16 protein-coding genes are annotated in these 23,445 nt (G+C 67.7%); 8 read left to right on the top strand and 8 right to left on the bottom strand.

Annotated features, from left to right (window positions below; all coding sequences use genetic code 11):
- Positions 1 to 59: 59 nt before the first annotated feature.
- Positions 60 to 1,877 carry a sigma-54-dependent Fis family transcriptional regulator gene (locus GH664_RS09075; RefSeq protein WP_153167810.1) on the top strand — a complete coding sequence of 606 codons (1,818 nt, stop codon included), beginning with the start codon at positions 60 to 62 and terminating at the stop codon, positions 1,875 to 1,877.
- 28 nt (positions 1,878 to 1,905) lie between these two features.
- Here the strand turns inward: GH664_RS09075 and GH664_RS09080 are convergent, their stop codons facing one another.
- The 7 genes from GH664_RS09080 to GH664_RS09110 form a co-directional block, all read right to left on the bottom strand.
- Positions 1,906 to 3,297: a 4Fe-4S binding protein gene (locus GH664_RS09080; RefSeq protein ID WP_153167811.1), complete on the bottom strand. Its 1,392-nt coding sequence runs from the start codon at positions 3,295 to 3,297 to the stop codon at positions 1,906 to 1,908.
- Entirely contained in the window at positions 3,290 to 4,093 is an 804-nt protein-coding gene (locus GH664_RS09085; protein WP_153167812.1) for an FTR1 family protein, read from the bottom strand. The genes GH664_RS09080 and GH664_RS09085 overlap by 8 nt, the downstream gene beginning before the upstream one ends.
- Before the next feature lie 27 nt (positions 4,094 to 4,120).
- Positions 4,121 to 4,453 (bottom strand): cupredoxin domain-containing protein, encoded by a 333-nt coding sequence (locus GH664_RS09090; RefSeq protein ID WP_153167813.1) that lies wholly within the window; start codon positions 4,451 to 4,453, stop codon positions 4,121 to 4,123.
- Positions 4,454 to 4,461: 8 nt separating this feature from the next.
- Positions 4,462 to 5,955 carry a carbohydrate porin gene (locus GH664_RS09095; RefSeq protein WP_153167814.1) on the bottom strand — a complete coding sequence of 498 codons (1,494 nt, stop codon included), beginning with the start codon at positions 5,953 to 5,955 and terminating at the stop codon, positions 4,462 to 4,464.
- A 2-nt stretch (positions 5,956 to 5,957) separates the two neighbouring features.
- The gene (locus GH664_RS09100) at positions 5,958 to 6,503 is read right to left on the bottom strand and encodes an iron transporter (protein ID WP_153167815.1); all 546 of its coding nucleotides are present in this window, start codon (positions 6,501 to 6,503) and stop codon (positions 5,958 to 5,960) included.
- 331 nt (positions 6,504 to 6,834) lie between these two features.
- Positions 6,835 to 9,006, bottom strand: coding sequence for a catalase/peroxidase HPI (katG, locus tag GH664_RS09105; RefSeq protein ID WP_153167816.1), 2,172 nt, complete (start codon positions 9,004 to 9,006; stop codon positions 6,835 to 6,837).
- Positions 9,007 to 9,235: 229 nt separating this feature from the next.
- Complete coding sequence (locus tag GH664_RS09110; RefSeq protein WP_153167817.1) at positions 9,236 to 10,405, bottom strand: patatin-like phospholipase family protein; 1,170 nt, start codon at positions 10,403 to 10,405, stop codon at positions 9,236 to 9,238.
- Positions 10,406 to 10,662: 257 nt separating this feature from the next.
- Here GH664_RS09110 and GH664_RS09115 point away from each other — a divergent pair, with 257 nt between their 5' ends.
- From GH664_RS09115 to GH664_RS09135, 5 genes are all read left to right on the top strand, one after another.
- A complete protein-coding gene (locus GH664_RS09115) occupies positions 10,663 to 12,123 on the top strand; it encodes a TrkH family potassium uptake protein (RefSeq protein WP_194270364.1) in 1,461 nt (486 codons plus the stop codon).
- A 34-nt stretch (positions 12,124 to 12,157) separates the two neighbouring features.
- Entirely contained in the window at positions 12,158 to 13,591 is a 1,434-nt protein-coding gene (trkA, locus tag GH664_RS09120; protein WP_153167818.1) for a Trk system potassium transporter TrkA, read from the top strand.
- An 81-nt stretch (positions 13,592 to 13,672) separates the two neighbouring features.
- Entirely contained in the window at positions 13,673 to 14,173 is a 501-nt protein-coding gene (locus GH664_RS09125; RefSeq protein ID WP_153167819.1) for an LEA type 2 family protein, read from the top strand.
- Between the two features lie 35 nt (positions 14,174 to 14,208).
- Positions 14,209 to 15,000 (top strand): enoyl-CoA hydratase-related protein, encoded by a 792-nt coding sequence (locus GH664_RS09130; protein WP_153167820.1) that lies wholly within the window; start codon positions 14,209 to 14,211, stop codon positions 14,998 to 15,000.
- A gap of 8 nt (positions 15,001 to 15,008) precedes the next feature.
- On the top strand, positions 15,009 to 16,520 hold the full coding sequence (locus tag GH664_RS09135; RefSeq protein WP_153167821.1) for an AMP nucleosidase: 1,512 nt from the start codon (positions 15,009 to 15,011) through the stop codon (positions 16,518 to 16,520).
- An 86-nt stretch (positions 16,521 to 16,606) separates the two neighbouring features.
- Here the strand turns inward: GH664_RS09135 and GH664_RS09140 are convergent, their stop codons facing one another.
- A complete protein-coding gene (locus tag GH664_RS09140; RefSeq protein WP_194270365.1) occupies positions 16,607 to 18,427 on the bottom strand; it encodes an ABC transporter ATP-binding protein/permease in 1,821 nt (606 codons plus the stop codon).
- 244 nt (positions 18,428 to 18,671) lie between these two features.
- Between GH664_RS09140 and nifJ the strand changes: the two genes are divergently transcribed.
- On the top strand, positions 18,672 to 22,328 hold the full coding sequence (nifJ, locus tag GH664_RS09145) for a pyruvate:ferredoxin (flavodoxin) oxidoreductase (protein WP_153167823.1): 3,657 nt from the start codon (positions 18,672 to 18,674) through the stop codon (positions 22,326 to 22,328).
- A complete protein-coding gene (locus GH664_RS09150; RefSeq protein WP_153167824.1) occupies positions 22,321 to 23,331 on the top strand; it encodes a dihydroorotate dehydrogenase-like protein in 1,011 nt (336 codons plus the stop codon). The genes nifJ and GH664_RS09150 overlap by 8 nt, the downstream gene beginning before the upstream one ends.
- The last annotated feature ends 114 nt before the right edge of the window (positions 23,332 to 23,445 follow it).

Raw genomic sequence — 23,445 nt, forward strand, 5'->3', positions numbered from 1 at the left:
TCGCAGATGGAGAATATTTCTGCTATTCAGGCACTACGCCATTCCCGAAAAGGTTCGCCATGCCCCGCAGCAGCCACGGCCCGCTGACGGCCATCATCGACGCCATCGACGACCAGGCACTGGCGCGCAACGTGCGCTTCGCGCCGGACAGCGGGCAGATCCTGCTGTTCGACCAGCGCATGCTGCTGATGCATGGCTTCTCGCTCGCCGCCCTGCGTCGGGAGCTGATCGAACGCCTGGGCCTGGAACGCACGCGCGAGCTGTTCACCCGCCTCGGCTACCAGCAGGGCATGGAGGATGCGCGCTGCCTGCGCGAGCAGGAAGGCAGCGACCTCACCCGCACGCTCGCGCTGGGCCCGCGGTTGCGCGAGATCGAGGGCTTCGTGCGCAACCAGGCGGTCGATCGCATGCAGTTCAACACCGAAAGCGGCGAGTTCTGGGGCGATTACTACTGGCAGGCGTCCTGGGAAGCTGAAGTGCATCTGCACCATTTCGGCATCAGCGGCGCCCCGGCATGCTGGATGATGACGGGTTACGCGTGCGGCTTCACCACCGCGCTGATGGGCCGCCCCATCCTGTGGCGCGAGCTGGAATGCGTCGCCACCGGGCATGCGCGCTGCCGCGTGATCGGCCAGCCATTGGAGGAATGCGAGGATGCCGAGGAGCACCTGCGCTTCCTGCAGATCGAGGACTTCGTCTCCGCTCCGCGCCGCCGGCCGAGGCCAGCTCCTGCGCGCGGCCCTTCCCCGGACGCCGCGCCCGAGAGCGTGCTGCCCGACCTCGTCGGCGCCTCGGCCGGCTTCAATGCCGTGGCCCATCTGATCAAGCGCGTGGCACCGACCGACGCGACGGTACTCATCCTGGGCGAAAGCGGCGTGGGCAAGGAGCGCTTCTCGAAGACGCTGCATGCGATCGGGCCGCGGGCCGGCAAGCCTTTCGTGTCCATCAACTGCGCCGCGATCCCGCACGAGCTGGTCGAGGCCGAGCTGTTCGGCGTGGAAAGGGGCGCCTTCACCGGCGCCACCGTGTCGCGCCCCGGCCGCTTCGAACGCGCCGATGGCGGCACGCTGTTTCTCGACGAGATCAGCAGCCTGCCGATGCACGCGCAGGGCAAGCTGCTGCGCGTGCTGCAGGAGGGTGAAGTGGAGCGCGTGGGCGACACCCGGGTGCGACCGGTGGACGTGCGCATCGTCGCCGCCGCCAATCGCGATCTGCGTGCCGAAGTGCAGGCCGGGCGCTTCCGCGAGGACCTGTTCTTCCGCCTCAACGTCTTCCCGATCGAAATCCCGCCGCTGCGCGAGCGTCGCGAGGACATCCCCCTGATGGTGAATGTGTTCGTGAAGCGCTACGCCCAGCGCTTCGGCAAGCGCCTGACCGGCATCACCCAGCGCGCCAGCGAGGCGCTGTGGGCCTACGACTGGCCGGGGAATGTTCGAGAGCTGGAGAACATCGTCGAGCGTGGAGTGATCCTCGCCGATGACGGCGCCAACCTCGACGTTCAGCACCTCTTCTCGGGCGGCGAGCACCTGCCCGAACGCCACTTCAAGCTCACGCCGGGCGGCCTGCTGGCAACCGGCTCCTCACCGGCGACCGACATGCCCGCGGCGCCGACGTCCGCGCAATCCGCGCCAGCCCGTCAGGCGCCCGACACAAGTGCAGGCACCGACCGGCCGCTGGACTTGCATGTCGCCGCCATCGTCGACGCCGTCGCCTCCTTCGACGATATCGAGACGCTGTTCCTGGAGCACGCGCTGGCACGCAGCCGCGGCAACCTGTCGGCCGCAGCGCGCCTGCTCAAGCTGCGCCGCGGGCAATTCGAGTACCGTGCGCGCAAGCGCCAGCCAGCCGCGGCGCGCGGATCACGCCAGGAACCCTGAGCCCGACCGCAGCGTCGGCCCGAGGCTGTCACCACACGAAGAACACCAGGCTCCAGATACCTGCCATCAGGGTGCTGGGCAGCAGCATGGCGAACAGGGCCAAGGTCTTCCTCCAGACCAGCGCATCGCCCTGCAGGACAAGCCGCAGCGCGAGCCACAAGGCGCCGAGGCAGCCGGCCGCGAGCAGGCCGATGCGGAAATACGGCAACCAGCCAAGCCAGAAGTGTTCGGCCTTCAGATGGCTGACGGTGAGCATGGACAGGCCGAGGATCACGCTCGCGGCCGCCAGCGGCGCCAGCGAAAGCGCGAAACGCTGCCAGCGCAGCGCCTCACTTCTGAGCAGGCCGCTGGCGATGGCCGGACCGATCAGCAGCATGCTGCCGAGCAGGAAGCCGCCGCCGAGCAGGTAGGCCAGGATCAGACCGCCGTCGAGCCAGGTAAACACGTCGCTCGCCTCGGGGTAATGGGTCAGCAGCCACCATGGCACGTCGTTGTCGAGCAGGGCGAAGTGGTCGTGGTCGACCAGCCACTCGGCGAGCGCCAGCTTGGCGTGCAGGAACCACGGGCTGACGGTCCATTGAAAGGCCGCCGTCGCCACGCCGAGGACGCCATAGACGAGCGTCAGCGCGTCCGGCGTTCTCGCCGGATTGTTGAAGTCGAGGAGTTCGGCAAAGGGCGAGCGCCATGAAAACGCGACCGCATCGCGCTGGCCGGCGCAGCGGCCGCATGAATGGCATTCGCTGGCACTGGTCATGCGCCGGATGTCGACCAGCGGCGCGCAATTGACCGGTTCGAACTCGCCCTTGTAGCGATCCCAGGCGGCACGGTCGACCTTGTAGTGCAGCGGTGCGATCTTGGCGAGCACCGCGAAAACGCCCGAAGCCGGGCACAGGTAGCGGCACCAGATGCGCTTTTCGCGGCCGTACAGCAGGCCGATGACGATGGCGCCGATGGTGGAGCCGCCCAGCACCAGCAGGGCGGCCTGCGGATACTCGTAGACGCTGACGAGTTGGCCATAGACCGTGGTGCAGACGAAGGCGACGAAGGGCCACCCCGCCCATTTGAGCCAGCCTGGCACGGCCTTGCCGCGGCCGAACTGGCTCACCCATTCGGAGATGAATCCCTCTGGACAGAACAGGCCGCACCAGGCGCGGCCCAGCGTGACGGTAGCGATCATGACGCCCGGCCACCATAGCCCCCAGAAGCAGAACTGCGCGAACAGGCGCAGGTTGTCCCAGATGTGCGCGCCTTCGGGCGGCAGCGGCATGAAGGCCGGGATGATCACCAACCCCGCATACATCAGGACGACCAGCCACTGCATGGCGATGATCGGGCCACGATGACGGCGCAGGAAGTGACCGACACGCTCGATGCGGCTGCGCGGCCGGCTGGCATCGAAATGCAGTACATGCTCAGCCACGGGACGTCCTCCGCCAGGCGAACAGGACGCCCCCCCAGTAGGCCGCCCACAGCAACAGCTCGGACAGCGCCGGACGGGCACGATAGCCGGAGAAGTCGGCGATCAGCTTGCCGCCGCGGGTCGTGTCGTCGAGCAGCACCGAGGTATCCCATATCGGATCGAGCAGCGGCGGCAGATGACCCGAACCGATCAGGCGGTCGAGCGCCGAGACCAGCAGGGCCGAGGCCAGGACCAGCAGCAGGATGGACGACAGGCGCAGCAACAGGCCGATGTTGAGCCTCGCCAGGCTTCGCGCGGCAAGCCAGGCCGTGAGCCCGGCAGCGGCCAGGCCGGTGACCGTGCCGACGGCCAGCGCGCTCATGTCGCCGCCCTGAGCCAGACCGTAGAGGAAGATCACCGTTTCGGCTCCCTCGCGCGCCACCGCGAGCGCAGCGACCACGGCGACGCCGAGAAAGCCCGAACGCTCGGCGGCCGCCGCGAGGTCGGCGTGCAGCCGGGCCTTCATCGTGCGGCCATGCTTGCGCATCCACAGCACCATCTGGGTGATGAGGCCGGCGGCGACGAACAGCGTGGCCGTCTGGAACATGTCCAGCGCCTGGCCCGTCAGTTCGTCCTGCACCGTCAGCAGCGTCCAGCCGAGCAGCACGGCGAGCCCGACACCGACCCCCAGGCCGGCAAACAAGGCACGCTTGCCTCTGCCTGTTTCGTCGTTGGCCTGCAGCCAGGCGAAGAGAATCCCGGCGATCAGGAAAGCCTCCAGGCTTTCGCGCCAGACCACGAAAAAGGCGTTACCCATGGTGCGCTCCGTTGCGGCGGCCAGTTGTCACTCGGCGACGATCGTGCCCTGGCCCGTGCCGGGGTGAAAATCGTCGAAGAACTTGTAGCGGCCCGGCTTCATCGGCACGAACACCAGGCTGCGGGTGACGCCGGGAGCCAGCACCAGCTCCTTCTTCAGCTCGAGGCTCTCGAACTCCGCGGCGCCGGGCCCTTCGTTGTTCACCTCCAGGCGGAAGCGCGTGTTGGACGGAACCGACAGCGTGTCGGGAACGACGCGGCCATCCTTCATCGACAGCTTGAAGGTGGGCATGTCGTCAGCGAGCGCTGCGGTGCTCGACAGCAGAAGGCCTAAAGCCGCGGAGTAAAGCGCGTGTTTCATGTGCAGCCTCAATAAGCGATGTTGGCGCGAAGCGCGAAGACCTTGACCGCCTTGGCATCGGCGTTGCCGCCGCCCTCGGTGACGTACTGGAAATCGGGCGAGAGTTCGAACTGCGGCGACAGGCGGTAGCGGTAGTAGATCTCGGCAACGCGCTCCGCTCCTTGCGGCGTAAAGCTCAGGGCGGTACCGGTGCACACGCCGTTGTCGTCGTAGCCTGCCGCGCAAAGGGTCCCGTTCGCGCCGGATCGATATGCCTTGGCGGCCTGCAGCCAGGCACCCGCAATGCCGATCGCGTCGGCTGCGCGACCCCAGTAACTGCCATTGAATTCGGCGCCGAGCGTCAGTGCCTGATCGAAGGGGAGCTCGCCGCTGATCAGCTTGCCGTAGCGGCCGAAGACGTTGATGCCATCATCGACCCTCTGATCGACCGACACACCGAACCCCGTGTGCTTGGTGTTCCTGCCGTCGAAGTTCACGCCCTGGCCGCGGTTCCAGGCGTAGATGCGATAGTTCCCGTTCAACCCGCCGAACAGCCGCGCCTGCTTCTCCGCCTGGAAGATCACCAGCGGCGAGGACAGACTGCGCTGGTAGTTGGAGCCGCGGTCACCGGCCCCGAACAGGCCGAAGGAAAGGCGCCAGGGCTGCGGCTTGTCGGTGAAGTTCAGGTAGGAGACGACGAAGCCGGGCTGGAAGCCGTTGGCATCGACACCGACTTCGCCGCCCGCATCGAGCAGCGGGTTGTGCACGAACAGCGAGTTGAGGAACTGCTTCGACTCGTCGCCGGCCACCTTGTTCTGATCGAAGAAGCCGAAGATGTCCATCTTGCCGAAGGTCAGCTCCAGCGTCTCGCGCGAGCGGGGCTTGAAGCCAAGGAAAGGCAGCGGAATGGCGGCCTGATACCACGCTTCGCCGAGGATGGTGACCGAATCGTCCGGATTCAGGCCCGAGGCACGGAAGGCCAGCGCATTGGGCGCGCTGCCGAAGAACCCGAGATTGCTGAATGCCGAGTTCAGGCCCAGGCCCTGACCTGCGCGCAAATGCGCGAACAGCTTGTGGTCGATGTCGCCGATCGGCGCCAGTGGCACTTCCACTGACAGGTCGGCGCGGTAGTTGAGCTGGCTGCTGCCGCCATCGATGTTCCCCGGCAAGCCATAGGCGTGCTGTGCGACGGTCGCCAGCGACGCACCAACCTTGATGCCCGCCAGGCTCTCGGCGATCTTCTGCGCGCGCTTCATGTTGAGCTGGTCTTTCTCGACGGCCTTCAGGCGCACTGTGAGCTCAGGCTCGTCCTCGGAAAGACGGGGGCTATCCAGCCCCTGCGCGATCCGGTCCTTTTCGTCCTTCAGCGCCTTGACCTGCCTTTCCAGTTCGACGTTGCGCGCTTCGAGCTTTTCAAGCCGCGCACTCAGCTGCTCCAGCAGTTCGGTTTCCCTGGAACCGGCCAGCGCAGGCAGAGCCAGCCCCGCTGCGAGGAGCGCGGCGGAGAGTTTAGCGAGCACCACGCTCAGTACCCGCCCTTCTTGCCGATGCCTACGTAGGTGAATTCGTATTCGACCTCGAACGGCTTGAACCAGGGACGCACACCGGTGTCGCGGTCGGTGTGGCGGCCGAAATGGACGTGCGGGTTGGCCGACGGCGGCAGGATGCTGAACCTGACCTTGTACTTGCCGGGGCCGGCCAGCTTGACGTTGTCGCCGTAGTGCGGGCCGTCATTGGCAACCATGGGCATGAAGTCGCCCGAGACCTTGTAATCGCTGCCGATCTTGGACACTTCGAACTTGACGGCGAGGTAGGGCACCCACGCGCCTTCCTCGAAACCGTTCGGGTTGTTGGCCAGCGCGTGGATGTCGGCCTCGAGATGGATGTCCGACTCCGACGCCTTGCGCATCATGCCTTCGGGTTCCATTTCGATCGGCTGCAGATAGACGGCCGCGACCTCCATGCCAGCACGCTGCTGCGGCACACCGACCGGATACTCGAGGGCAAGCGCCGGCGTGGCCAGGGCGGCCGACAGGACCAGAGCGGAAATGATTTTTCTTGGGAACAGCATGCATCGACTCCGAACGTCTCTGGCTCGCCGACCGCAACATGCCTCGTGCTCGATGTGGCTCGCACTGGGCTGGCAGGCTTGAGAGCAGTGATTGCGAAAAGAAATGATCCAGACGATGGCACTGCACAAGGCACAAGCCACCTCACCAGCGAACAATACTAACAATACGAATCATTCTTGTTAACAATATTTTTTCAACCGTGCTCCGACACCTGCTCAAAACGAAGGGCCGGGCAGCACGATGGCTACCCGGCCCTTTCTCGATTCGAGCCTGACCTGGCCCGGACAGGCTCCCTCAGCCAGCCCCGGCGACGGAGCCCTTACTGTCTGGTCAGGCCAGATCGAAGCGGTCAGCGTTCATGACCTTCGTCCACGCAGCGACGAAGTCACGCACGAACTTCTCTTTGTTGTCGTCCTGGGCATACAACTCGGCGTAGGCGCGCAGGATGGAGTTGGAGCCGAACACCAGATCGACGCGGGTGGCGGTCCACTTGGTGGCGCCGCTCTTGCGATCGACGATGGCGTAGCTGTTGCGGCCGGTGGGCTTCCAGCTATAGGCCATATCGGTGAGATTGACGAAGAAATCATTCGTCAGCGCGCCGATGCGATCGGTGAACACGCCATGCTGGCTACCGCCGTGGTTGGCGCCGAGCACGCGCAAACCGCCGATCAGCACCGTCATCTCGGGCGCGGTCAGGCCGAGCAACTGGGCGCGGTCGAGCAGCATCTCCTCGGGCTGGACGACGTAGTGCGACTTCTGCCAGTTGCGGAAGCCGTCATGCAGCGGCTCCAGCACCTCGAAGGACTCGATGTCGGTCTGCGCCTGGCTGGCATCTCCGCGTCCCGGGGCGAAGGGCACGTCCACATTGAAGCCCGCGGCCTTGATTGCCTGCTCCAGGCCGACGTTGCCGCCCAGCACGATCACGTCGGCCACGCTGGCGCCGGTCTCGGAAGCGATCTTGTCGTACGCCGCCAGCACCTTGGCCAGACGCGCCGGCTCGTTGCCCTCCCAGTCCTTCTGCGGGGCGAGGCGGATGCGCGCACCGTTGGCGCCGCCGCGATAGTCCGAGCCGCGGAAGGTGCGGGCGCTGTCCCACGCAGTGGCGACCATGTCGCCAACCGACAGACCGGCGGCGGCGATCTTCGCCTTCACCGCGGCGACGTCGTAATCCTTGCGGCCGGCGGGCACCGGATCCTGCCAGATCAGATCTTCGGCAGGCACGTCGGGGCCGATGTAGCGCGCCTTCGGCCCCATGTCGCGGTGGGTGAGCTTGAACCAGGCGCGGGCGAAGACCTCCTCGAAATAGGCCTGGTCGTCGCGGAAGCGCTCGGCGATCTTGCGGTACTCGGGGTCGAACTTCAGCGCCATGTCGGCGTCGGTCATCATCGGCTTGCGGCGGATCGACGGGTCCTCGACGTCAACCGGCATATCCTCTTCCTTGATGTTGACCGGCTCCCACTGCCAGGCGCCGGCCGGCGACTTCTGCAGCCACCAGTCATGCTTGAACAGCATGTCGAAGTAGCCGTTGTCCCATTGGGTCGGGCGGGATGTCCAGGCACCTTCGATGCCGCTGGTCACGGTGTCGCGGCCGATGCCGCGCGTCTTGTGGTTCATCCAGCCCAGGCCCTGCTCCTCGATGTCCGCGCCTTCCGGTGCGGGGCCGAGGTTGGCCGCGCTGCCATTGCCGTGCGCCTTGCCGACGGTGTGGCCGCCGGCGGTCAGCGCCACGGTCTCCTCGTCGTTCATCGCCATGCGGGCGAAGGTCACGCGCATGTCGTGCGCCGTCTTGAACGGATCGGGCTTGCCATCCACGCCTTCCGGGTTCACGTAGATCAGGCCCATCATCACCGCGGCGAGCGGATTCTCCAGGTCGCGCTCGCCGGAGTAGCGGCTGCCTTCGCTGCCGCTGGGGGCGAGCCACTCCTTCTCTGAGCCCCAGTAGATGTCCTTCTCGGGATGCCAGATGTCCTCGCGGCCGAAGGCGAAGCCGAAGGTCTTGAAGCCCATCGACTCGTAGGCCATGTTGCCGGCAAGGATGATGAGGTCGGCCCAGCTGAGCTTGTTGCCGTACTTCTTCTTGATCGGCCACAGCAGGCGGCGCGCCTTGTCGAGGTTGCCGTTGTCGGGCCAGGAGTTGAGCGGCGCGAAGCGCTGATTGCCGGTGCCCGCGCCGCCGCGGCCGTCGGCGATGCGGTAGGTGCCCGCGGCGTGCCAGGCCATGCGGATCATCAGGCCGCCGTAGTGACCCCAGTCGGCTGGCCACCACGACTGGCTGTCGGTCATCAACGCCTTGAGGTCGCTCTTGAGCGCGTCGACGTCGAGCTTCTTCAGCTCTTCGCGATAGCTGAAGCCCGCGCCCATCGGATTCGTCTTGGTGTCGTGCTGGTGCAGGATGTCGAGGTTGAGCGACTTGGGCCACCAGGCCGTGTTGGACATGCCCGCCGATGTCTGCCCGCCGTGCATCACGGGACACTTGCCTGCGGATCTCGCGTCGTTTTCCATCTCGGTGCTCCTCTGGTTGTGTTGCAAACACGCTCGGTGGTGCGAGTCAGGCCGACTCGCGAACTTCCCGCTCAATAATGCGAATGCTTCTTAATCATCCACGTAAGTCATCGTAGGGCATCAGCCAGCGGCTGTTGTTCCAAAAATATGCATAGGGACGATAGGGAATCATCATCAGGCGGCCGCAAGGCACGCCCGACGAGCGTACGGAGGCATTCCCGACAGGCGCCTAGGCCGGGGGCAGGTCGAACGCCGACGGGAAGTCGCCGGCGCGCACTTCGCGCGCCGCCAGCGCCGTGCCCAGGCGGTGCAGCGTGGGCATGTTCTCGGGCGCATCCATGGCGCTGAGCGACTCGATCAGCTTGGCGCTCTTCAGCTCCGGCACGAGCTGCTGCACGCTGTCCTTGCGCAGGTCGACGTTGTAGCGCAGGTAGCTCACCAGCGGCGCGCCGCCGACGAGATCGTTGCGCAGGTCGCCAAGTTCGCGGTCGATCTCGCGCGCGGTGGCGCTGGTCGACATCCACTGCAGCAGCGTCTCCTGCAGCGAGGCGCAGTCGTCCATCAGCGACAGCAAGGCGTTGACCGCGTGCTTGGCGGCGATCTTCTCGCGCTTGACCGCGGGATCCGCGGCCCCCGTGCCGACCGACACCAGTAGCAGCTTGTCGGCACCGGTGGGCCAGCCGATGCGGTAGCCGTCCAGCGTGGCGTACATCAGCGCCTGCAGCGACGGGTTGTTGAACGGGCTGGCGCCGCCATCGACGAACTCGCCCACCACCGGTTCATGGCCGGCCTTGTCGACGATGGTGATGTTCTGCGGATCGAAGTAGGCCGGCGCCGCGGTCGAGGCGCGCACCACCTGCCACAGCGGATAGTCGCCGTTGCCGATGGTGCCACCCGGTCGCGTGGCGAAATACTTGCCGCGCGGGTTGTTGCTGACCGGCCAGGGGCTGCCGGTGTCCAGGCGCTTGGTCATCACCAGCAGGCCGGTGCGCAGTTCCTTGCTGCCGAGCGTGGTGCGTGCGCCATAGACGTCCTTCAGCTCCGCGATCAGCTTGTCGTCATCGTACTTGGCGCGCAGCAGGCCGTTGCGCAGCAGGCTCTTCTGGAACACCCGCTCGCCCAGCTCCAGGTATTTCTTGCGGATCTCCTCGACCGCCCAGCCCTTGGCCAGCGCCGCGGCGATGATGGCACCGGTCGAGGTACCGGCGATGAGGTCGAAGTAGTCGCACAGGCGGAAGGCGGGATCGCCGCCATGGCGCTCGCGCAGCACATCCTCGATCTTCTGCAGGATGCCCACCGACAGGATGCCGCGCAGCCCGCCGCCATCGAGCGCCAGGATGCGCTTGGGCAGCCCGTCGCTGCGCAGGTGTTGTTCGACGTTTCTCTGCTTGTAGGTCATGGCCTCGTCCTCCCTCGTCTTGCGTGCCAGTGCACGAATCCTGCAGCGCGCCCCCACCGGAACCCCTGCGGCGCGGCGCCATGAATGACATATCGCAACGCCGCCGACGAGGCGAAAGCCGGCCAGCGACGGGGATCGCGCGATTGTTGACGCGCCAGCTTGCGCCGCTCGCGCCGATGGGGCAAGTTAGCCGGCGGCGCGCCATCCGCAATGCGGGCTCCGCGCCTTCCCGCCCGGGATCGCGACAGGAATCCATCATGTCTTCTCGCCTGCTTCCGATCGTGCACGTGCTCGGTGGTCTGCTGCTGTTCTTCAGCGGCACCTACCTGATGCCGATCGCGGCCTCGCTGATCTACGCAGACGGCACCCTGATCGACTTCGTGCTTGCCGGTGGCATTGCGTTCGGCCTCGGTGCGATCCTGTACCTCTTCGGTCGCCGCCACCGGCGCGAGATCAAGCCGCGCGACGGCTTCCTGCTGGTGACGCTGGCCTGGATCCTGATGGCCGCCATCGCCACCGTGCCGCTGATGCTGGTGCTGGACGAGCTGTCCTTCACCGATGCCTTCTTCGAGACCATGTCCGGTCTCACCACCACCGGCGCCACCGTGCTGGTCGGCCTGGACAAGTTGCCGCCGGCCATCAACCTGTGGCGGCACGAGCTCAACTGGCTGGGTGGCATGGGCATCATCGTGCTGGCGGTGGCGATCCTGCCGCTGCTGGGCGTCGGCGGCATGCAGCTCTACAAGGCCGAAGCGACCGGGGTGAACAAGGAATCGAAGCTCACCGCGCGCGTGGCCGACACCGCCAAGGCGCTGTGGCTGGTCTACTTCGCCATCACGATTGCCTGCATCCTTGCGCTCAAGCTGGTCGGCATGAACTGGCTCGACGCCATCTGCCACGCCTTCGCCGCGCTGTCGCTGGGGGGCTTCTCCACCTACGACGACAGCGTGGGGCATTTCGATTCTCCCGCCATCGAGGCGGTGCTGATCGCCTTCATGCTGCTTGCCGCGATCAACTTCGCCACCCACTTCGTCGCCTGGCGCAAGAAGTCGCTCGCCGCCTATCTGCAGGACCCCGAGGCCAAGGCGCTGCTTGCCGTCATCGCCGCCTCCATCTTCGTCTGCGCCGCTTACCTGTCGGCCTCGGGCACCTATTCGAGCTTCCTCGTCAGCCTGCGCCATGTCGCTTTCAACCTGGTGTCGATCGCAAGCGATTGCGGCTTCGCGAGCCAGGATTACGACAAGTGGCCGGTGTTCGTGCCGCTGTGGTTCCTGCTGCTGTCATGCTTTGTGGCAAGCTCAGGCTCCACCGGCGGCGGGATCAAGATGATTCGCGCGCTGATCCTCGCCAAGCAGGGCGTCAATGAACTCAAGCGCCTGATCCATCCGCGCATGGCTTCGCAGATGCGCGTGGGCGACACCTTCGTGTCGAATTCCATCGCCGGCGCGGTGCTCGGCTTCATCTTCCTGTACATCCTCGCGGTGGGCGAGCTGACCTTCCTGCTCGTCGCCTCGGGGCTCGACTTCACTTCGGCCATCACCGCCATCGTCGCGTGCATCAACAACGCCGGGCCGGGCCTCAACGTCGTCGGCCCGGCGCAGAACTACCAGCCGCTGAACGACTTCCAGGTGTGGGTGTGCTCGGCGGCGATGTTGATCGGGCGCCTCGAGGTGATGACCGTGTTCGTGATCTTCACGCCGGACTTCTGGCGCCCATGAGTCGCCCTGCGCCCCAACGAAAGGACATCCAGCCATGAACATCCTGATCCTCGGCGCCGGCCAGGTCGGCACCAGTCTGGCGGAGGCGCTCGTCTCGGAAGAAAACGACATCACCGTCATCGATCAGGATGGCTCGCGCCTGACCCGCCTGCAGGAGCACCTCGACCTGCGCACCGTCACCGGCAACGCCGCGACGCCGTCGGTGCTGCGCGAGGCGGGCATCGAGCATGCCGACATGCTGATCGCGGTGACGCAGAACGACGCCAGCAACCTCGTCGCCTGCAAGCTGGCCAAGAGCGTGTTCAACGTGCCGACGCGCATCGCCCGGCTGCGCGCCCGCGACTTCCTGGAGGACGAGAGCCTGCTCGGCGTGGACAATTTCGCGGTCGATTTCGCGCTGTGCCCGGAGCAGGTGATCACCGACTACATCCGCCGCCTGATCGAGTTTCCCGAAGCGCTGCAGGTGCTCAGCTTCGCCAACGACCGCGTCAGCCTGGTGGCGGTGCGCGCCTATGAAGGCGGCCTGCTGGTCGGCCGCCAGATCAAGGAGATGCGGGACATGATGCCGCCCGGCATGGATGCCCGCATCGCCGCGATCTTCCGCGGCAACCGGCCGGTGTTCCCGGAGGGCGAGACGGTGGTGGAGGCCGGCGACGAGGTGTTCGTCCTCTCCGCGGCCGAACACATCCGCCCGGTGATGCGGCAGTTGCGGCGCATGACGACGCCGGTGCGCCGCATCATGATCGCCGGCGGCGGCAACATCGGCCTGCGCCTGGCGAAATCGCTGCAGAAGCGCTACGAGGTCAAGGTGGTGGAGGGCAGGGCCGAGCGCGCCGCCTTCCTCGCCTCCGAACTGGGCGAGGCGCTGGTGCTGCAGGGCGTCGCCACCGACGAGGAACTGCTGGAAGAGGAAAACATCGCCGAGATGGACCTTTTCGTCGCGCTGACCAATGACGACGAGGACAACATCATGGCGGGCAGCCTGGCCAAGCGCCTGGGCTGCGACCGCGTCGTCGCGCTGATCAACCGTCGCGCCTATGCGGAAATGATCGAGGGCGGCCCGATCGACATCGGCATCTCGCCGGCCCAGGTTTCGATCGGCACGCTGCTCGCCTACGTGCGCCACGGCGACGTGGCCGAAGTGCATTCGCTGCGCCGGGGCGCCGCCGAGGCGCTGGAGATCGTCGCCCACGGCGATGCGAAGACGTCGAGAGTCGTGGGGCGGCGCGTGGACGAGATCGATTGGCCGCGCGGCGCCACCGTCGCCGCGATCGTGCGCCACATGGACCGGCCGGTCATCGTCGGCCAGACGGACGAATGGACCTCGATCACACGCCACGGCGAGGTGGTGATCGCCCACCACGATACGGTGATCGAGCCCGAGGACCACGTCATCGTCTTCTGCACTGACAAGCAGCTGGTCAGGAAGGTGGAGAAGCTGTTCCAGGTCGGCTTCCACTTCCTGTAGCCGGGCCGACGGCGTGCGCGCCACGCCGGCAGGCGGCGGCGATACAATCGGCCGCATCCCGCCACTTCCGCTGGAGCCGTCATGAGCAACTCGACTTTCGCACCCTTGTTGCGCCTGCTGCTGCTCACGGTCGGCCTCGTCGCCGCGCTCGTCACGGGCGGCTGCGCGGGCCTGCCCAGTCGCGATCCCGTGCGCATGAACGTGGTCGGCCTCGAGCCGATCCCCGGCGAAGGCATGGAGATGCGCTTCCGCGTCAAGCTGCGGGTGCAGAACCCGAACGACACGGCGATCGACTTCGACGGTGTCGCGCTCGAGCTGGAAGTGAACGACCGCAGCTTCGCCACCGGCGTCAGCGACCAGAAAGGCAGCGTGCCGCGCTTCGGCGAGACGGTGGTGAGCGTGCCGGTATCGGTGTCGGCGCTCGCCGCGGTACGCCAGGCGCTGGGCCTGATCGACGAGCGCGCCGCGTCCCCGGTGCCCTACGTGCTGCACGCCAAGCTCGGCGGCCCGCTGTTCTCCGGCATGCGCTTCACCGAGCGCGGCACGTTCGATCTGTCCGCCCTCGACAAGCCGGCGCGCTGACCTCCGCGCCATACCAATCCAATGGAGACGATGCGATGACGCTTCCCCCGCTCGAAGACGCCCTGCTCGCGGTCGACAACCGCGTCGCCACGCTGACCCTGAACCGCGACGACGTGCGCAACGCGCTCACCGGCACGCGGCTGATCGACGACATCGTCAGCGTGGCCGAGTGGGTGAACCGCTGCGACGAGGTGTCGGTGCTGGTGCTCGCCGCCAACGGCTCGGCCTTCTCGGCGGGCGGCAACGTCAAGGACATGGCGGCGCGCGGCGGCGACTTCGCCGGCGGCGTGGCCGAGGTGGCCGAGCGCTACCGCCGCGGCATCCAGCGCATCCCGCTCGCCATCCAGGCCATCGAGGTGCCGGTGGTCGCGGCGGTCAATGGTCCGGCGATCGGCGCCGGCTGCGACCTGGCCAACATGGCCGACGTGCGCATCGCCTCGCGCCGCGCGAAGTTCGGCGAGACCTTCCTCAACCTCGGCATCATCCCCGGTGACGGCGGCGCCTGGTTCATGCAGCGCCTGATCGGCTACCAGCGCGCCTTCGAGCTGACGCTCACCGGGCGCATCGTCGATGCCGACGAGGCGAAGGCGATCGGCCTGGTGCTGGACGTGGTCGAGCCCGACCAACTGATGCCGCGCACGATGGAACTCGCGAACCGCATCGCCGCCCAGCCGCCCAAGGCGACGCGGCTCACCAAGCGCCTGATGAAGATGGCCCAGCGCATGGAGCTGAAGGACTTCCTCGACCTGTGCGCCAGCTTCCAGGGCATGTGCCACAACGAGCCCGAGCACCTCGAAGCGCTCAACCGCATGCTGGCGAAAGGCTGAGCGCCGCCATGACGCACCGCGTCCCGGTCGACGCCCCCTTCGTCGCCCCCACACGCTTCGATGACCCGGCTGCCGCGCTGGCGCGGGTGGCAAGCATCTACGAGGCTGGCGTCGACCACCTGCGCAGCGCGCTGCAGCGCTATGTGGCCGGGGACGACGTGGGCCGCCATGTGCGCGCCTGCTACCCCTTCGTGCGCGTGCGCACAGACACCGTGGCGCGCGCCGACTCGCGCCTGTCCTACGGCTTCGTCGCCGGGCCGGGCATGTACGAGACCACCCTGACGCGCCCCGACCTGTTCGGCGACTACTACCTCGAGCAGTTCCGCCTGCTGCTGCAGAACCACCACGTTGACCTGGAGGTCGGCAGCAGTTCGCAGCCGATCCCGGTGCATTTCTCCCTCGACGAGCAGGAGCACCTGGAAGGCCACCTCGGTCCCGAGCGCCGGCAGTTGCTGCGCGACCGCTTCGACCTGCCCGACCTCGCGGCGATGGATGACGGCATCGCCAACGGCACCCACGAGCCGCGCCCGGGCGAACCGCATCCGCTGGCGCTGTTCACCGCGCCGCGGGTGGATTACTCGCTGCACCGGCTGCGCCACTACACCGGCACGCTGCCCGGGCATTTCCAGAACTTCGTGCTGTTCACCAACTACCAGTTCTACATCGACGAGTTCATCGAACTCGGCCACGAATACATGGCCGACGGCTCGGGCATGCACGACTATGTCGCCTTCGTCGAGCCCGGCAATGTCGTCACCCGCCGCGATGGGCTGCCGCCCGAGCCCGGCGACGAACTGGGCACCGCGCCGCCGCGCCTGCCGCAAATGCCGGCCTATCACCTGGTGCGCAAGGACCGCGCCGGCATCACCATGGTGAACATCGGCGTCGGCCCGGCCAACGCCAAGACCATCACCGACCACATCGCGGTGCTGCGGCCGCACGCGTGGATCATGCTCGGCCACTGCGCCGGCCTGCGCAACAGCCAGCAACTGGGCGACTACGTGCTCGCTCACGGCTACGTGCGCGAGGACCACGTGCTGGACGAGGAACTGCCGCTATGGGTGCCGATCCCGCCGCTGGCCGAAGTGCAGGTCGCGCTCGAAGGCGCGGTGGCCGACGTGACGCAGTTGAGCGGCTACGAGCTGAAGCGCCTGATGCGTACCGGCACGGTGGCCAGCACCGACAACCGCAACTGGGAGCTGCTGCCCTCGCACGGCATGGCGAGCAGCCCGGAGCGGCGCTTCAGCCAGAGCCGCGCGGTGGCGCTGGACATGGAGTCGGCCACCATCGCCGCCAACGGCTTCCGCTTCCGCGTGCCCTACGGCACGCTGCTGTGCGTCAGCGACAAGCCGCTGCACGGCGAGATCAAGCTGCCGGGCATGGCCGACCGCTTCTACCGCGAGCGGGTGGACCAGCACCTGCGCATCGGCATCCGCGCCATCGAGCGCCTGCGCGAGCAGGGCGTGGACCGGCTGCACAGCCGCAAGCTGCGCAGCTTCGCCGAGGTGGCGTTCCAGTAGCCAGGTCATGCTCTGCCGCTCCAGCACGGCGGCACGCCCGTCGCCGCCGACCGGGCCTCGATCCTGGGCTGCCTCGCCGCCGGAATTCACGAGCCGTAGCCCTGGCTCAGCCAGTCGACCAGGCGCAGGCCGCGGCGGCGAGGCTTGCGCGCGGCCTGGCGCTGGGCATAGACCTCGTTGAGCAGCACCTCGCCACCAGCCACGCGCTGCAGCGTCAGGCGGGAGGCGAAAGTCTCGGTGGAGCCCGGGTGCGGGCCGATGACGATGACGCCGGTGTGCGGCAGCGCCTCCGACAGCAGGCGCAGCATCTCGTCGGCGGACGCCGGATCCAGCGCATCGAGCGCGCTGCCGAGCACGATCCAGTTGGGCGCGTTGAGCAGCAGGCGGGCGATGGACAGGCGCTGCTGCTCGGCCCCGCTCAGCACGCGCGCCCAGTCGGCGCGCTCGTCCAGGCGCTCGGCCAGGTGCGCCAGGCCGACGCGGCCAAGCGCGCCGCGCAGCAGCGCGTCCACATGCTGGTGGCTGTCGGGGCGCGGGAAGGCGAGCGCGTCGCGCAGCGTGCCTTCGGGCAGGAAGGGGCGCGCGCCCACTGCGATCATCTCGCCGTCGGCCGGCAGCGCCACATGGCCGCGCCCCCAGGGCCAGATGCCGGCCAGCACGCGGAACAGCGCCGCGGCCGCATCAGGATCGCCGTCGACCAGCACATGCTCGCCCGGGTGCACTTCGACATCGAGCGCCGGCAACATCGCCGTGCCGTCGGGCGAGGCGATCCACAGCTCGCTCACGCCCAGCCGCGCCTGCGGGCTGCGGTCGAGATTGATGGCGGTGTCGCCGGTGCGCGCCGCCTCGACCGCCACCGTGCGCACCGCCTCCTCCAGCGCCAGCACCCTTTCCACCGACGCGCGCCACTCGGCCAGCCGCGGCAGGTTGTCCACCGGCCACGACAGCGCCGCGGTGACCTGCTGGAAGGCCTGCGCCGACTGCATCAGGCCGCCCAGCGTCAGCAGGCCGCCGAGAAAGCGCGGCGTGCTCACCAGGATGGGAAACACCGGCGCAAGGATGGTGTAGGCGGAAGAGAAGGCCAGCAGCCGCGCCAGGCCGGCCGACTGCGCGTGCCAGGACTGCACGATGGTCTCGAACAGCGCGCCCAGCCGGCCGCGCTCGGTCGCCTCGCCGCGCGCCAGTGAAATCGCCTCGCCCAGCTCGCGCGCGCGCACCAGGCCGAAGCGGAAATCCGCCTCGCGCGTCTGCCGCGTGTCGGTCGCACGCACCAGCGGCCGGCCCAGCACGAAGGCCACGCCCGAACCGATGCCGGCATAGGCGACGGCGAGGAAGACCAGATGCCCGGGCACTTCGACGCCGCCAAGCTCGATGCGCCCCGACAGCGACCACAGGATGTCGACGAAGGTCACCAGCAGCAGCACGCAGTAGAACAAGGAGTTCGCGAGGTCGAACGCCGCCTCGGTGGCGATGCGCACATCCTCGGCGATGCGACCGTCGGGGTTCGCGTGGTCACCCGGGATCAGCGCCGCCTGGTAGTGCCGGGCCTCGTCCATCCAGTGGCCGACCACATGCGCGGTGAGCCAGCGCCGCCAGTCGAGCTGCAGCCACCTGCGCACCACCAGGTGCAAGGTGTTGACGACGATGGTGCCGAGCACGAGCAGCGCAAAGATGAGGATCTGGTCCATCGCGCGCTCGGTGGAGCGCCGCTCCAGCGCGTCGAACAGGTCCGCATTCCACAGGTTGAGGCGGATCGCCAGGCCGACCTGGCACACCACCAGCAACGCCAGCAGCAGGGTGACCAGGCGCGGCTTCCAGCGTCCGCGCGCCGTCCAGTAAGGCCCGGCCAGCCGCATGAAGGCATGGAAGAAGCGCAGCGGGCGGCCGCTGGAATCCTGCGCGCTCATGCCGCCGCCCTCAGCCGCCCGCGGCGTGCCGCGATGCCGACGGCGCGCTGCGCGGATGACGCCCGGTTGGAGGCTGTGGAACCCATGGCGGAAGACGGACGCGAGCGGGGGAAGGGCGTGCGATCGGATTCGAGTATTTCGGGTTCCGTGACTTAGGTCAATTGCTGCACTGCACGACGGGACTAAGGTGAATGCCACTCCTGCGCGCAGGCGCCGGGTGCGGACCGGTCCCGGAGAAATCGTCATGAAGCACATGTTCACCATAGACGGCAACGAAGCCGCTGCCTCGGTCGCCTTTCGCGTTTCCGAGGTGATCGCGATCTATCCCATCACGCCCTCCTCCAACATGGGCGAACTGTCGGACGAGTGGGCTGCGCAAGGCAAACCCAACATCTGGGGCAGCGTACCGAAGGTCGTCGAGCTGCAGTCCGAAGGCGGCGCCGCCGGCACGGTGCATGGCGCGCTGCAGGCTGGCGCGCTGGCGACGACCTTCACCGCGTCGCAGGGCCTGCTGCTGATGATCCCCAACATGTACAAGATTGCCGGCGAACTGACGCCGACGGTGTTCCATGTCGCGGCGCGCGCGGTGGCGACCCATGCGCTGTCGATCTTCGGCGACCACTCCGACGTGATGGCCACCCGCGGCACCGGCTTCGCGCTGCTGTCCTCCGCCTCGGTGCAGGAAGCGCACGACTTCGCCGCCATCGCCACCGCCGCCACGCTCGCGGGCCGCATCCCGGTGCTGCATTTCTTCGACGGTTTCCGCACCTCGCACGAGGTGGCGAAGATCGAAGCCATCGCCGACGACACGCTGCGCGCGATGCTGCCGGACGCGCTCATCGCCGCGCACCGCGCCCGCGCGCTGTCGCCCGAGCATCCGGTGATCCGCGGCACCTCGCAGAACCCGGACGTGTTCTTCCAGGCGCGCGAGGCACAGAACCCGCTGTTCGACGCATTCCCCGGCGTGGTGCAGCAGGCGATGGACCGCTTCGCCGAGCTGACCGGTCGCCGCTACCGCCTGTTCGACTACGTCGGCGCGCCCGATGCCGAGCGCGTGGTCGTGCTGATGGGCTCGGGCGCGGAGACGGTGGAGGAAACGATCGAGCATCTGGCGCGCCGCGGCGAGAAGGTCGGCCTGCTCAAGGTCCGCCTGTTCCGCCCCTTCGCCCCCGAAGCGCTGCTCGCCGCGCTGCCCGCCAGCGCGCGCGCGATCGCGGTGCTCGACCGCTGCAAGGAGCCCGGCGCCGACGGCGAGCCGCTGTTCAAGGACGTGATGGTAGCGCTGGCCGAGGACCAGGCCGGCGACAGCCCGCGCTTCGCCGCGATGCCGAAGCTGATCGGCGGCCGCTACGGCCTGGGTTCCAAGGAATTCAACCCGGCGATGGTGAAGGCGGTGTTCGACGAGCTGACGGCAACACTCGCCGGCCAGCCGCCGCGCCGCCGCTTCACCGTCGGCATCGAGGACGATGTCACCGGCCTGTCGCTGCCTTTCGATGCCGCCTTCCGCACCGACGCCGCGCGCGAAGGCTTCGCCGCGGTGTTCTACGGCCTGGGCTCGGACGGCACGGTGTCGGCCAACAAGAACTCGATCAAGATCATCGGCGACGAGACCGAGCTCTTCGCCCAGGGCTACTTCGTCTATGACTCGAAGAAATCCGGCGCGATGACGGTGTCGCATCTGCGCTTCGGCCCGCGGCCGATCCGCTCCGCCTACCTCACCGGCGACGGCGACGCGCGCTTCATCGCCTGCCACCAGCCGCTGTTCCTGGAAAGCCACGACCTGTTGTCGCACGCCGCGCCGGGCGCGGTGTTCCTGCTCAACACCAGCGTGCCGGCCGAACGCGTATGGGCGTCGCTGCCGCTGGCGATGAAGCGGCAACTGGTGGACAAGCGTATCGCCTTCCACGTCATCGACGCCTACAAGGTGGCCGATGAGGCCGGCATGGGGCGGCGCATCAACACCGTGATGCAGACCTGCTTCTTCGCCATCTCCGGCATCCTGCCGCAGGACCAGGCGATCGCCGCGATCAAGCGCGCGGTGGAGAAGACATACGGCCGCAAGGGCCGGCGCATCGCCGAGCTCAACTGCCGCGCGATCGACACCACCGTCGCGCGCCTGCACCAGGTCGAAGTGCCGGCCGCGCTCGACGCCACCGCGCAGCAGACGGGCACTGTGGCCGGCAAGCGCGTCATCGAGATCAAGGCGCTCAACGACTTCACCCGCAAGGTCACCCTGCCGCTGATCGCCGGCAAGGGCGACGCGCTGCCGGTGTCGCTGCTGCCGGTCGACGGCACCTGGCCGACCGGCACCGCACGCTTCGAGAAGCGCAACCTCGCGCTGCAGTTGCCGGTGTGGGAGGAAGACCTGTGCACCCAGTGCGGCAAGTGTGTGTTCGTGTGCCCGCACTCGGCGATCCGCGCCAAGGTCTTCCCCGCCGAACTGGCCGCGGATGCGCCACCGACCTTCAAGCATGTGCCAACGCGCAGCAAGGACTACCCGGCCGGCTCGCACATGAGCTACCAGGTGGCGCCCGAGGACTGCACCGGCTGCACGCTTTGCGTTGACGTGTGCCCGATCCGCGACAAGTCGAACGTATCGCGCAAGGCGCTGAACATGGCCGACCAGGCGCCGCTGCGCGCGCCCGAAGCCGAGAACTGGGAGTTCTTCCTGCGCCTGCCCGACCGCGACCCGCGCGACGCCAAGCGCAACACGATTCCCGGATCGATGCTGCTGTCGCCCTACTTCGAGTTCTCCGGCGCCTGCGTCGGCTGCGGTGAGACGCCCTACATCCGGCTGGCGACGCAGCTCTTCGGCGACCGCATGATGGTCGCCAACGCCACCGGCTGCTCGTCGATCTACGGCGGCAACCTGCCCACCACGCCCTACACCACCGACGCCCACGGCCGCGGCCCGGCATGGAACAACTCGCTGTTCGAGGACAACGCCGAGTTCGGCCTGGGCATGCGGCTGGCGACCAACCAGCTCGCCGACGCTGCGCGCGTGCAGTTGAAGGCGCTGGCGAACGAGGTCGGTGCGGACCTCGTCGATGCGCTACTGGCAGCCGACCAGCACGACGAAGCCGGCATCCATGCGCAACGCGAGCGCGTTTCGGAACTTAACGCCCGCCTCGCCCGGCTCGGCACGCCGGCCGCGGCCTCGCTCGCCGCGCTGTCGGAATACCTGATCCGGCGCAGCGTGTGGATCGTCGGCGGCGACGGCTGGGCCTACGACATCGGCTTCGGCGGCCTGGACCACGTGCTGGCTTCGGGCGAGGACGTGAACATCCTGGTGCTCGACACCGAGGTCTATTCCAACACCGGCGGCCAGAACTCCAAGGCCACGCCGCTGGGCGCCGTGGCCAAGTTCGCCGCCGGCGGCAAGCCGATGCACAAGAAGGACCTCGCCCGCATCGCCATGGACTACGAGAACGTGTTCGTCGCCCGCGTCGCCTACGGCGCCAAGGACGTGCACACGCTGAAGGCCTTCCTCGACGCCGAGAGCTACCCCGGCGTGTCCATCATCATCGCCTACAGCCCGTGCATCGCCCATGGTGTGGATATGTCCTACAACCTGCGCCAGCAGGATCTGGCGGTGAAATCCGGCCACTGGCCGCTATTGCGCTACGATCCGAGGCTGCGCGCGCAAGGACGCAATCCCTTGTCGGTGGACAGCGCCGCGCCCAGCATCCCGTTCCGCGACTTCGCCGGCAGCGAGGCGCGGTTCACCGTGCTGGAACGCCAGCAACCGGAAGCGGCGGCCGACTTCATGAGGCGGGCTGGCGAATTCGCGCGCCTGCGGCATCAGGAATACGTCGAGCTGGCCGCACTGCCACTGCCCGAGACGCGCCTCGCCGAATTGGCCGAACCGGACCGGAACAAGGAGGGAGACCACCATGCCTGACCTGAGCACAAGCTACCTGGGGCTGCGGCTGAAGAACCCGCTGGTGCCGTCATCCACGCCGCTCAGCCACAAGATCGACCGCGTGCTGCACCTCGAGGACGCCGGCGCCGCGGCGGTCGTGCTGCACTCGCTGTTCGAGGAGGATGTACGCAACGAGGAGCGCATGCTCGACCGCTTCCTGCTGAATCCGGAAGCCTTCGGCGAGGCGGCGGGCCATCTTCCGCTGAGCGACGACTACCTGAGCAAGCTCGACACCTACCTCGAGACGATCGCGGTGCTGAAGGCGCGCTGTTCCATCCCCATCGTCGCCAGCCTCAACGGCGCCTCGCCGTCGGGCTGGGTGGAGCTGGGGCGCGAATTGCAGGAGGCCGGTGCCGACGCGCTCGAACTCAACGCGTGGTACATGCCCGGCGATGCCGACCTCTCCGGCGCGACGATCGAAGATCGCTACCTCGCGCTGCTGAAGGACCTGAAGCAGGGCGTGACGATCCCGGTGACGATGAAGCTGTCGCCCTTCTTCTCGTCGCTGCCGCATTTCGTGCGCCGCGCCGAGGCGGCCGGCGCGGCCGGCGTGTCGCTGTTCAACCGCTTCTTCCAGCCCGACATCGACCTCGACACGCTGTCGGTGGTGGACCGCGCCCAACTGTCGTCGTCCGCCGACGGCCTGCTGACGATGCGCTGGATCGCCATCCTGCGCGGGCGCTGCAGGCTGACGCTGGCGGCGACCGGCGGCGTACACACCGCCGCCGACGCGCTGAAGATGCTGCTGGCCGGCGCCGACGTGGTGCACCTGGCCAGCGCCCTGCTGCTGCACGGCCCGGAACGCCTGCAGACGATTCTCGCCGACCTGGCGCGCTGGCTGGAAGAGCATGAATACGCCTCGGTGGAACAACTGCAAGGCGCGATGAGCCAGCAGAACCTGCCCGACCCCTCGGCCTTCGCGCGTGCCGCCTACCTGCACGCACTGGACTCCTTCACCCCGCCGCCCGGCGTGCGCTACTGAAGCGACATCGCGACGCGGCAGGGATCGTCGCCGCCGGCACCATTGTGGAGCTGGCATTGCTCACTGCCGCGAAAATCGCCAGACTGTTCTCCCCTTCAGAACAATGGAGTGCAG

Source organism: Thauera sp. 2A1 (genome assembly GCF_009469595.2).
Classification (GTDB): domain Bacteria; phylum Pseudomonadota; class Gammaproteobacteria; order Burkholderiales; family Rhodocyclaceae; genus Thauera.

Coding starts and splice junctions, on each gene's coding strand:
- GH664_RS09075 (WP_153167810.1), top strand. CDS start 60: ATGCCCCGCAGCAGCCACGGCCCGCTGACGGCCATCATCGACGCCATC.
- GH664_RS09085 (WP_153167812.1), bottom strand. CDS start 4,093: ATGGGTAACGCCTTTTTCGTGGTCTGGCGCGAAAGCCTGGAGGCTTTC.
- GH664_RS09090 (WP_153167813.1), bottom strand. CDS start 4,453: ATGAAACACGCGCTTTACTCCGCGGCTTTAGGCCTTCTGCTGTCGAGC.
- GH664_RS09100 (WP_153167815.1), bottom strand. CDS start 6,503: ATGCTGTTCCCAAGAAAAATCATTTCCGCTCTGGTCCTGTCGGCCGCC.
- katG (WP_153167816.1), bottom strand. CDS start 9,006: ATGGAAAACGACGCGAGATCCGCAGGCAAGTGTCCCGTGATGCACGGC.
- GH664_RS09110 (WP_153167817.1), bottom strand. CDS start 10,405: ATGACCTACAAGCAGAGAAACGTCGAACAACACCTGCGCAGCGACGGG.
- GH664_RS09115 (WP_194270364.1), top strand. CDS start 10,663: ATGTCTTCTCGCCTGCTTCCGATCGTGCACGTGCTCGGTGGTCTGCTG.
- trkA (WP_153167818.1), top strand. CDS start 12,158: ATGAACATCCTGATCCTCGGCGCCGGCCAGGTCGGCACCAGTCTGGCG.
- GH664_RS09125 (WP_153167819.1), top strand. CDS start 13,673: ATGAGCAACTCGACTTTCGCACCCTTGTTGCGCCTGCTGCTGCTCACG.
- GH664_RS09130 (WP_153167820.1), top strand. CDS start 14,209: ATGACGCTTCCCCCGCTCGAAGACGCCCTGCTCGCGGTCGACAACCGC.
- GH664_RS09135 (WP_153167821.1), top strand. CDS start 15,009: ATGACGCACCGCGTCCCGGTCGACGCCCCCTTCGTCGCCCCCACACGC.
- GH664_RS09140 (WP_194270365.1), bottom strand. CDS start 18,427: ATGAGCGCGCAGGATTCCAGCGGCCGCCCGCTGCGCTTCTTCCATGCC.
- nifJ (WP_153167823.1), top strand. CDS start 18,672: ATGAAGCACATGTTCACCATAGACGGCAACGAAGCCGCTGCCTCGGTC.
- GH664_RS09150 (WP_153167824.1), top strand. CDS start 22,321: ATGCCTGACCTGAGCACAAGCTACCTGGGGCTGCGGCTGAAGAACCCG.